General features: G+C 76.0%; 5 protein-coding genes. 2 read left to right on the forward strand and 3 right to left on the reverse strand.

Features of this window, described 5'->3' with window-relative positions; genetic code table 11:
• Window positions 1-109: 109 nt before the first annotated feature.
• Both ACWENR_RS26490 and ACWENR_RS26495 read right to left on the reverse strand, forming a co-directional pair.
• Complete coding sequence (locus tag ACWENR_RS26490; RefSeq protein ID WP_452279669.1) at window positions 110-2,932, reverse strand: AAA family ATPase; 2,823 nt, start codon at window positions 2,930-2,932, stop codon at window positions 110-112.
• Between the two features lie 760 nt (window positions 2,933-3,692).
• On the reverse strand, window positions 3,693-6,539 hold the full coding sequence (locus ACWENR_RS26495; RefSeq protein WP_452279670.1) for an AAA family ATPase: 2,847 nt from the start codon (window positions 6,537-6,539) through the stop codon (window positions 3,693-3,695).
• Between the two features lie 1,447 nt (window positions 6,540-7,986).
• Here ACWENR_RS26495 and ACWENR_RS26500 point away from each other — a divergent pair.
• A complete protein-coding gene (locus tag ACWENR_RS26500) occupies window positions 7,987-9,360 on the forward strand; it encodes an AMP-binding protein (protein ID WP_452279671.1) in 1,374 nt (457 codons plus the stop codon).
• 27 nt (window positions 9,361-9,387) lie between these two features.
• Here ACWENR_RS26500 and ACWENR_RS26505 read toward each other — a convergent pair whose 3' ends face one another.
• Window positions 9,388-9,849 carry a cold-shock protein gene (locus ACWENR_RS26505; protein WP_452279672.1) on the reverse strand — a complete coding sequence of 154 codons (462 nt, stop codon included), beginning with the start codon at window positions 9,847-9,849 and terminating at the stop codon, window positions 9,388-9,390.
• Window positions 9,850-10,018: 169 nt separating this feature from the next.
• Between ACWENR_RS26505 and ACWENR_RS26510 the strand changes: the two genes are divergently transcribed.
• Entirely contained in the window at window positions 10,019-10,678 is a 660-nt protein-coding gene (locus ACWENR_RS26510; RefSeq protein WP_452279673.1) for a 4'-phosphopantetheinyl transferase family protein, read from the forward strand.
• The last annotated feature ends 84 nt before the right edge of the window (window positions 10,679-10,762 follow it).

Consider the following 10,762-nt stretch of genomic DNA (forward strand, 5'->3'; position numbering starts at 1 on the left):
TCCCGGTGCCGCGGCGTCGCCCGGGTCGGGGCCCGCGCCGCGCCGGGCGGCGGCGGTACGCCGAAAGGGGGCGCCGCGCGATCCGCGCGGCGCCCCCTTCTCGCGTGGGTCAGGAGGCGGCGCCCTGCGTCTCCTCGGCCAGCCCCTCGGCGTACGCGACGAGCCGGGACGGCAGGTCGGTGCGTCGCTTCACGTCGAGCTTGCGGTAGACCCGCGTCAGGTGCTGCTCGACCGTGCTCACCGTGATGAACAGCTTGCTGGAGATCTGCCGGTTCGTGTGCCCCTGGGCGGCCAGCGCGGCCACCCGGCGCTCGGCGTCGCTGAGCCCGTCGTCCGGCTCCTGCATATCGGCAGCCGTCGGGTACGCCGGCAGCCCGCCGCCCGGCTCCCGCCGGATGAGGCGTTGGGCCAGCACCGACGCGCCGCAGTCCTGGGCGAGCTGGTAGGCCCGGCGGACGAGCAGCCGCGCGCGGGCGGAGTCGCCGGCCCGCTGCAACGTCTGGCCGGTGTCGCCGAGGGCCCGGACGAGTTCCAGCCGGTCGCCGCTGGACTGGAGCAGGCTGACCGCCTCGGAGAGCAGCTTGCGCCGGTGGTCCTGGGCGGCCGTGGTGGCGAGCAGCCGCAGCGTACGCCCCCGGGTCCGGTCGTCGACCCCGTGCGGCACCCGCAGCTGCTCCTGGAGCAGCTGGGTGGCCTGGGTCTTGTTGCCGACGCTGAGCTGCACCCGGGCCAGTTCCAGCCGCCACGGCACGACCCCGGCCGCGTCGACGCCCCAGGCGCGCATCAGCTCGCCGCAGCGCCGCAGGTCGGTGATCGCCGCGTGGGGCCGCCGTACGGCCAGGTGGTGCCGGGCGCGGGCGGCCAGGTAGTGCAGGCCCAGGGGAGTACGGAACATGCCGGGCGGGACCGGGTGGGCGAGCCACCGGTCGGCCTCGGAGAGCCGGACCGACTCGGTCGCGCAGGCGATGAGCGTGGCCAGCGGGCCCGCGACCGCCACGCCCCAGGCGGGGGCGGGGATGTCCGCCAGCGCCGTGCGCGCGTGGTGCTCGGCGCCGGGCAGGTCCCCGACGCGCAGGGCCGCCTCCGCCCGGATCGCCCGGATGACGGCCCGCCACACCGGCGCGTGCCGGACGGCCGGCCGGTCGAGCAGGACGTCCCCCCAGGCGGCGGCCCGGTCGGACCGGCCCGCCCACAGCAGCGCCAGCAGGGGGGCGGTCAGCAGTCCCAGCGAGCCGTCGTCCGTGTGGTGGCGCTGGAGGAGCTGCTCGGCGGTCGACGCCGTGTCGTTCTCGGCGGCCGGGGTCAGCGCGGTGTGCAGCACCGTCACCGCCTGCAGCAGCGGGCTGACCCCGGTCGGCGCGCTCGCCGCCCGGCTCCACGTGGTCGGGGTCTCCCGGACGGCGGGCAGCTGGTCGGGGTGGGAGAGGGCGACCAGCAGCTGCATCATCCGCAGCCGCGCGCCCGCGCCGCCCGGGCCGTGCTCGTCGTCGGCGGAGAAGCCGCTGACCGCCTCGGTGGCCTCCTCGACGCGGCCCTGCCAGAGCAGGTAGGGCACGGCGGAGAGGCCGACGTCGCTGGCCCACCCGGTGGCCCGCGCCGTCTCCACCAGCTCGCCGAGCTGCCCGTTCACGGCCAGCGGATTGACCTGCCAGCGGGCGCTCACCAGCATCTCGGTGGTGGCGGCCCGCTGCCGCTCGTCCACGCACACCCGGGAGACCAGGCGCAGGCAGGCCGCGGCCACGTCGGGGCGGCCCGAGGCCAGCGCGTGCCCGGCGGCGTCCTGGAGCACCGGCACCACCCACGGCGCGTCCGCCCAGCCGGCGGCCACCAGGTGCTCGGCGACCGCCGCCGGCTCGGCGCCGTGGTCGTGCAGCACCTCGGCGGCCCGCTGGTGCAGGGCGCGCCGTTCGTCGGACGACATGTCGCCGAGGATCGAGTGCAGGATGCGCGGGTGGCGGAGGTGGTCGGCCGCCATCAGGCCGGAGGTGCGCAGCACCCGCACCGCCGGGGCGGTGGACTCGGGCGCCACGTCGAGGAGGTGACCGAGCAGCTCGGCCGGGGCCGGCCGGTCGAGCACCGCCAGCGCCTGCGCCACCCGGCGCACCCCCGGCTCGTGCCGGTAGAGGCAGCCGAGCACGGCCTGGTCGAAGGCGTCGGCGACGGCCTGGTCGCAGTCGTCGCCCGTCCCGCCGCCGGCGCGCTCCTCGAGCAGCGCCCGGGTGAGCAGCGGGTTGCCGCCGGTCATGTCCACGCAGCGCTCGGCGGTCTCCCGCGCCTCGGGGGTCTCGGCCTCGCCGCCGACGAGCCGGGTGACGGCGTCCACGGTCAGCGGCGACAGGGCGATCCGGGCGAAGTGCGGCTGGCTGAGCAACTCGGCCCGGAACAACGGGTGCGGCGGGCGCAGCGTCGACGCCTCGGCGAGCACCACCATGATCCGGGCGTGGCGCAGCCGGCGCGTCACGTAGAGAAGACAGTGCAGCGAGGCCGGGTCCGCGTGGTGCACGTCGTCGACGACGAGGACCAGCGGCCCGGCGCCGGTCAGGTCGAGCAGGGTGGCGAAGAGACCGTGCAGCAGGGGAGCCCAGGCCCGGTCGCCCTCGCCGGCCTCGGCGCCGGGCTCGGGCAGGGGCGTGGCGAGGGCGGCGTCGCCCAGCAGCCGCTCGACCCGGGCCGCCGCGTCGGGCGCGAGCCGCGCACTGTGGAACAGTTGCCCGATCACTCCCAGGTGGAGCCCCCGCTCCGCCCGGGATCCCGCGGCGCTCATCACCTGCCCGCCGGTGGCGGCGGCCCACTCGCCGAACGCCTCCAGGAGACTGGTCTTGCCGCTTCCCACCGCGCCGGTGACCAGCGCGACGTGTCCACGCTGCTGCTCCTCGCACGCGTGGAACGCCCGCCGGAGTCGGGACGTCTGCTCCTCCTGCTGCACCAACACCCGCGTGTCAGCCCCTCTCGTACGCGGTGCGGAACCGGAACCCCGGCGCTGCCCGACACCGCCCCCTCCGCCACACGCCAGCCCCTCCACCGCGCCTACGGGTAGGGGTGGAGCGCACCGGGCTGCCGTGCCGGGTGGACCTGGAAATTCTTCGCCGCACCACGCCGTTCGACGGACGGCCTCGGGTGCTGTGGCGAGTCTGGCACCGGGCAGGTTTGGCGACAACGGGCGCGGGACCCCATCGTTTCGCGCGCAAACCTGCGGATCTTGTCCGCCGTTAGGGGTTGCGTCGGGCGCCGGAAGGGGTGTCGAGAATGGCCGGAGGGGGCCGGGATGACGACACCGTGAACGAGGGGTGTCGGCGGTACGCCCAGACGGTGCCACATCGCGCGCCCCGGCGCAGACCCGATCGCCGGAGTGTGACCCGATGAACAGCCGACGGCGGCGCCCTGCCGCGGCGAGCCGGCCCGGCGGCGCGCGGGACGGCGCTACCGGGCGTGCCTGCCGCGCGGGCGCGGACGGCGTCGATCGGGCGGCGACGCGCCCGGGACGGCGCTACCGGGCGTGCCCGGGCGGCGGGTGCGGGCGTGGCCGGCGCCTGTCCACGGCAGGGCGCTGCCTGGCCTGCCCGGGCGGCGGGTGCGTGCGGGCGGCGCGGGCGTGGACGGCGTCGGTCCGGCGGAGGTGCGCGCGGGGCGGCGCTACCGGGTGCGCCCGGGTGGCGGGTGCGGCTGGCCGGCCCGGTCGACGGCGGCGACCGTCAGCGGAACCGGGGTCCGGGCGGGCGGCCCCCCGGTTCGCTCTGCCCGGGCGGCGGCGGGTGCGGCAGGGTCGCGCCGGGCCGGTGCAGCCGCAGCCGGGTGGCCAGTTCGTTGCGCGAGTTGACGTGCAGCTTCCGGTAGATCCGGGTCAGGCGCTGCTCGATGGTGCTGACCGTCAGGAAGAGTTTCTCGGCGATCTCGCGGTTGGTGTGTCCCTGCGCGGCCAGGGCGGCCACCTGGGACTCCGCGTCGTTGAGGCCGTCGACGACCACGGCCGCGCCGGCGGGGCCCTCGGCCGAGCCGGAGTCGCCGGTGGCGGTGCTGGCACGCAGCAGGGGGATGCCGCACTCCTCGGCGAGGGTCCGGGCGGCCCGGGCCGCGACGCGGGCCTCCCGCCGGTCGCCGGCCTGCTGGTAGGCGTGGCCGAGGTCGGTCAGGTTGTGCGCCAGCTCCATCCGGTCGCCGCACTGCCGCAGCAGCCGGACGGCGCTGCGCAGGTGGGTGATCCTGTCCGGACCGTCCTCGGCGGCGGCCAGCACCCGCAGCGCGGCGGCCCGGTAGCGCAGCTGGACGGGGCGCAGCCGGGCCAGTTCCTCCCGGACCAGCTTCCGGGCCGGCTGACGGCGGCCCATCCGGAGCAGCGCCCGGGCGCACTCGGTACGCCACGGGACGAGAGCCGAGAAGTCCAGCCGCCACGAGGTCATCAACTGTCCGCAGAGCTGGAAGTCGGCCAGCGCGTCCTCGGGGCGCCCCGCGGCGAGCGCGTGCGTCCCGCGGGCGTGCAGGTAGTGCAGCCCGATCGGGGTCTCGAACATCGCCGGCGGAACCGGCACCTGGAGGCAGTCGGCCGCCGCGTCGAGTTCGTTCATGAAGGTGAGGGCCCGCAGGCGGATGGCGAGCGGCATGCCGATCACCACCCCCCAGCCCTTCAGGGAGAGCTGGCGCAGCGCCTCGTCGGCGAGCCGCTCCGCGCGCGGCAGGTCGCCGAGCCGCCCGCTGACGGACGCCCGGAGGGCCGCGAGGGTCGCCGACGGTGAGGGATAGCGGCGGGTCGCCGGGTTGCGGCCCAGCCGGTCGCACCAGTCGCCGGCCAGGTCCAGCCGGTCGGCGTAGATCATGGCGATGATGGCGCAGACGCTCGTCCACATGCGGGGCTCGTCGTCCGGGCCGCCGGTGGACAGCGCCCGCTCGGCCTGGTCCACCACCGTGGCGTCGCCCCGTTCCAGCACGGCGGAGAGCAGGGTGGTGCCCTCGAGCCCGCGCTTGACCTTGAGCAGCGTGAGCGGGTCCCGGGCGACGACGGTGGGCTTGGGCCGGTCGACCGACACCCCCGGATAGAGGGTGGACATCCAGCCGGTGGTGACGAGGAGTTCGGCCGCCGAGCGCGGGTCCGCGCTGTCGGCCCGGTCGCTGAGGTGCCGCACCAGCTCGACGGCCCGGTCGATCTCACCGTGCCAGAGCAGGTACTGGATCGGCCCCGCCGCCTGCTGGCTGCCCAGGTGGCCGGCGCGTACGGCGGTGGCGACGCCGAGCAGGTGGGGCACGGCGGCCTGCGGGTCGAGCCGCCACTCGGCGCGGGCCAGCGCGGAGCGGATCCGCGCCCGCAGGCAGTCGCCGACGCGGCCGCGGTTCGCCCGGCGCAGGTACCGCAGGGCGGTCTCCACCTCGCCGTCGAGCAACGCCTGCTCGCCGGCGTCCAGCAGGCTCTGCGCCATCCAGGGCTCGGTCAGCTCGTCGACCCTGACCAGGTGCGGCGCGACGCGTGCGGGTGACGCACCCTCGTCGTGCAGCAGGCAGGCGGCCTCCAGGTGCAGTCGGGCGCGTTCCTCGGCGGTCATCCCGTCGAGCACCGCCTGGCCCACCGCCGGATGCCGCAGCCCCGCCTCGGTGATCAGCCCTGCGCTGGTCGAGCCGTCGACGTCGCCCAGCGCGGACCGCGACCGGGCGCCGACGAGCTGGGGCAGCAGGTTGCCGTGCAGGGGCTCGCCGGTCACGGCGAGCACCCGGGCGGCGTCGAGCACGAGGTGGTCGCAGCGGTACAGGCAGCTCAGCACGGCCTCCCGGAACGACTCGCCGACGGCGGGACGGTCCGCCGGCCGGGGCGCGCCGGCCTGGTCGTCGGCGAGCGCGTGCACCAGCAGCGGGTTGCCCCCGCTGATCCGGTGGCTCTCCTCCGCGATGGTCCGGGCGACGGGGACGCCGAGGCGGCGGGCGAGCACCTGGAAGGTCCCCTCCCCGGTGAGCAGCGGGAGCCGGATGCGGTGCAGCCGTGCGGGTTGCAGCAGTTCGGCGTAGACCTCGGGCCGCCACGGCCTGGTGCGCGCCGCCTCGGTCAGCAGGACGAGCACGGGCAGGCCGGGGATCCGCCGGGCCACGTAGTCGAGGCACCGCAGCGACGCCGTGTCGGCGTGGTGGACGTCGTCGACGGTGATGACGAGTGGGCCGCGCGTGGTCAGCTCGAGCAGCGCGCCGCCGATGGCGGCGGTGCGGCGGGCGGTGCCCTCGTCGTCGGCGTCCTCGTCGTCGGCCCAGGCCAGAGAGCCGGCGTCCAGCAGCCGCCCGACGTGTGCCCGGTCCTCCGGAGCCAACGCCGCGGCCCGGACGAGTTGGCGGACGACCTCCAGCGGAACGGAGCGTTCGGCGCGGGACGCGCTGGCGCCGAGGACACGTGCCCCGGCCTCGACGGCCCGCCGCGTGAAGGCCTGCAACAGCGCGGTCTTGCCGGAGCCGACCGGGCCGGCCAGCACGGTCACGGTCGGGCCGGTGGGGGTGCCGCCGGTGGCGATCAGTTCCGTCAGCCGGCGCTCCAGCAGGTCGAGCTGGCACGACCGCTCGGTCAGCTCCATCGCCGCGGCCTCCGGAGGGGCGGGCGGCCCGCCGTCACCGGACACGCCACCTGCCCTGCGCGGCCCTGGAGCTCGACGAAATCGGAGACCGGCAATTCTCGACCCATTCCAGTTTTGGTTATATCGATCGACATCGAGGGGCAGCGGGTGGTCGTCGACCGACTTCGCCGACCGGCGGCTCCGAGTCGGAGTCACCTGTCGGCGCCGGCGATAATTACCCAGCCCTCTCGGTCGGCCTCCCCCTATCGACCGCCGTGATGGTGGGAGTATGGCATTCCGGCAATTGGGCGGCAAGCCGAGGTTTGTAAAGGATGGGCGAACATCGTTCCGCTGTCCGCGCCGGCGGCGGCCGCGGGCCGGCCGGGTGCTCGACAACGCAAAGTCGCCGCCCGGCCCCGTTACGTGACCGGGTGTTTGTGCCGGTCGTAAGGGCTGCCTTTCTGGCGGTGTCGGCCATTGGTTGCCGTGCCATTCCATGCTATGCGCCGCGCGGGGTGGGGGTGCGGACCCGCTCGCGCGCCGCCCGGCCCTGCGGCGGTCGTCGGGGCGACGCCGGATCGGCGGACTCGTCGTCGCCGGTGACTCGCGTCGTCGACCGGCGCGGGGCCGGCGGGACCGGTCGTCGCCGGCCGCCCCGCGTCGAGCGGGCGCAGTTCAACCCGGGGGTGGCGCTCGGGTCGGGAGGCGTCGCCCCGGTCCGGTCGGTCGTCGCGGGCGGCCTGCGGCAGTCGCCCCTCCGGCGCCGGCCGGTCGCCGGCGGCGCCCGGCCCGGGTGTCCCGGGCCGGTTTTCGGGGGGCTCCGCACGCTCGTGCCGATCGGGTGAATTGCGCGGGATTCTCTGTTCGCTGCGCCGAAGCGCACGCTCGCCCAGAAAGGTGCGACTCCTCCGGTTCTCGCGAGGTCGGCGTGAACGGGTTTCGTCGCGGGGGTTGGCCCAAGGCGTGCCTCGAATCGGACCTTTGGCACATTAAACAATTATGTTGTTAAAGATGAGTTATGTGCCCAGGGTTGGCCAGGATGGATGTCGCGCGGGATTCGAGGCGGCCCGAATGCGATGACCGGGCGTCGCGTAATCGGGTTGGCGCCGCATTGACCAATCGCTCAGCGTCAATTATAAAAGCGGCCTGGAGCAATTGTTCGCCGCCGACGCCGGACGGCATTCCCTCCACTGTGCCGGGCCACCGGGCAAACGTTCCCAGCGGCAATCACGAAAGGCGATCGCGCATCGCGTCCTAGCTGGCCCGTCGTCCCCGGGCAGGGGACCGGGCCGGGCGGCTAGGGGTTGTGCGGGATCATTGCGGGGCCTAATTTCGGGGCACCCCGCGTCCATGGCGGGATGGCCGGATATGGGGCTCCCGCGCCCCATGACGTGAAGGGTCCTGTGGCCGTCGTGATCTCCCAGTCGCTGCCGCGACTCGTCCACGTCCCCGGCAGGGGATAACGGGGATGGCACTGCTGCCGGCGCTCCGCGGATCGGGCGCGGACCGGGCCGACGCGGTCAGGGTGGCCGGCGGCGCGCTTTCCAGCGAAGCACTGCTCGGATGCGTCACCGCCGTCGCCGACCGGATCAGGGGCGCGGGCGTCGTCGCGGTCGACGCCACGCCGACCCTGGAGACGGTCGTCGGCATGCTCGGCGCCCTCCACGCGGGCGTACCGCTCGTCCCGTTGCCGCCCCGCGCCGAGCGGCGCGAGCGGAACCGCATCCTGCGGCACTGCGGGGCGACGGCGCTGCTGGGTGCCCGGCCGTCCGACGGCGACGGGCTGCCGACGGTCCCCGTCGACCTGCGCCAGCGCTCCGCCACGCACCACCCCGAGCCCGAGCCGGGTGCCGACGCGGTCATCCTCTACACCGGGGGAGCGGCGGGTCCGTCGCGCGGCGTGCGCATCTCGCGGCGCGCCATCGCCGCCGACCTCGACCTGCTGGCCGACGCCTGGCAGTGGAGCGGCGAGGACGTCGTGGTGCAGGGCACGCCGCTGTTCCGGGCGTACGGTCTGGTCGTCGGCCTGCTCGGCGCGCTGCGGGTCGGCAGCCGCTTCGTCCACCTCGGCCGCGACGCCGGCGCCCGGACGGCCGGCACCATGTACCTCGCACTGCCCGCGCAGTGGGCGAGGATCGCGCGGAACTGCCCCCTCGCCCGGACGCTCGCCGCCGCGCGCATCCTGATCTCCGCGGACGCCCCGCTGGCCACCGCCGTGGCCGAGCGGCTCCGGCTGCTCACCTCGCACACCCCGGTCCAGGCGTACGGCACGACCGAGACCCTCGTCGCCGTGACCGGCCGCGCCGGCGAGCCGCCGGTCGACGGCGCCGTCGGCACCCCCCTGCCCGGCGTGCGGACCCGGGTGCTGGACCGGGACGCCCGACCGGTGCCGGCCGACGGCGAGTCCGTGGGGGAGCTGAGCGTCCGCGGGCCCACGCTGTTCAGCGGCTACGTCGGTGCGGAGGCCGACGCGACCGGCCCCTGGCACGCCACCGGCGACCTGGCGACCGTGGCCGCCGACGGGTCGCACCACATCGTCGGACGACGCCTCGACGTGGTGCGCTGCCGGGGCCGGTGGCTGCGCGCCGGCCAGGTGGAGGAGGCGCTGATGAGCCATGCCGGCGTCCGGGACGCCGCCGTCGTCGGCACGCCGCACCCCACGCTCGGCGAGCAGGTCACGGCGTACGTGGTCGCCGAGGGGCCGACCGCGCAGGCGCTGATCGACCACGTCGGGCGGCACCTCTCGGCCGCCCACCGCCCCCGGCGGGTGCACTTCGTCGACGAGCTGCCCCGCACCGCGTTCGGCCGGATCAGGAAGTCCCTGCTCGTCGACGCCGGCTGACCCGGCCGGGCCGCGCCGTGCCGGCCGTCAGCCCTCCACCCAGCCGTGCCGCCGAGCCAACGCCAACATCCGGGCGCGGACCGCCACGATCTGCGCCCCGGTCAGGTCCGGCACGGAGGTCACCAGCGCCTCGGTGGTCTCCGCGGAGAACGCCCGCTCGGAGAGCACGTCGCAGAGGCCCTCCTCGTCGTCCCCGCCGGCCACGGCCTGCCCGCTCTCCCGGCCGCGCCCGCCGGCAACCGCCACGCCCGCCCGGGCCGCCGCGTTCCGCTCCGCTCCCGCCGGGGCGCCGACCACCCGCACCAGCAGGGCCTTCGGGCCCCGGTCGGTCTCCACCGCGTCGTACTCCACCGGGACACCGGGCGCCAACGCCCACTTGTCGCCGTCCAGCATGTTCGCGTGCACGAAGACGTCGTCGCTGCCGTCGTCCGGGGCGATGAACCCGTAGCCCCGCACCTCGTCGAACCGCACCACCTTGCCAGTCAGCATCGCTTTTCCCGCATCCGTCCGACCCGATCCGCGTGCCCCGCCCGGGGCCGGGGCACCCCCACACTGGCAGCCGCCCGCGCGGCCCGGCACCCGTACCCGACCCCTATGATGCACCCTCCGGCCGACGTCGCGGCGGTGCGGGTCGCCGCAGCGCCTAGCATCGGCGAACGTGATCGAGCAGATCCTGCCCCCCGCCGTGGCGGTCGCCGAGTCGTTCACCGATCCCGCCGGCCTGACCCTCTTCCCCGAGGAGCAGGCGCTCGTCGCCGCGTCGGTGGAGAAGCGCCGCCGGGAGTTCACGACCGTCCGGCACTGCGCCCGCCGGGCGCTCGGTGAGCTGGGCATCGCCCCGGCGCCGATCCTGTCCGGCGCGCGGGGCGCCCCGGTGTGGCCCGCCGGCGTGGTCGGCAGCATGACCCACTGCGAGGGCTACCGGGCCGCCGTCCTCGGCCGTACGGCGGGGTTCGCCACCCTCGGGGTGGACGCGGAGCCGCACGCGCCGCTGCCCGACGGGGTGCTCGACGCGATCGCGCTGCCGGCCGAGCGCGCCCGCACCGCGACGCTGGGCGCCGCCCGCCCGTCGGTCTGCTGGGACCGCCTGCTGTTCAGCGCGAAGGAGTCGGTCTACAAGGCGTGGTTCCCGCTCACCGGCCGGTGGCTGGACTTCGCCGAGGCGGACATCGTCCTCGACCCGGCCGGGACGTTCACCGCGCACCTGCTGGTGCCCGGCCCGGTGCTCGGCGGGGCGCCGGTGACCGCCTTCGCCGGCCGGTTCCTCGTCGGCCGGGGCCTGGTCGTCACCGCGATCAGCATCCCGGCGGCGACCTGACCCGCGCCCGACGTCCCGGCGACGACCTGGGCCGCGGACGGCGTTCCGGCGGTCATCCGGGCCGCGCCCGGCGTCCACCCCGGC

It is taken from the genome of Micromonospora sp. NPDC004336, from assembly GCF_053602615.1.

Coding starts and splice junctions, on each gene's coding strand:
- ACWENR_RS26495 (WP_452279670.1), bottom strand. CDS start 6,539: ATGGAGCTGACCGAGCGGTCGTGCCAGCTCGACCTGCTGGAGCGCCGG.
- ACWENR_RS26500 (WP_452279671.1), top strand. CDS start 7,987: ATGGCACTGCTGCCGGCGCTCCGCGGATCGGGCGCGGACCGGGCCGAC.
- ACWENR_RS26505 (WP_452279672.1), bottom strand. CDS start 9,849: ATGCTGACTGGCAAGGTGGTGCGGTTCGACGAGGTGCGGGGCTACGGG.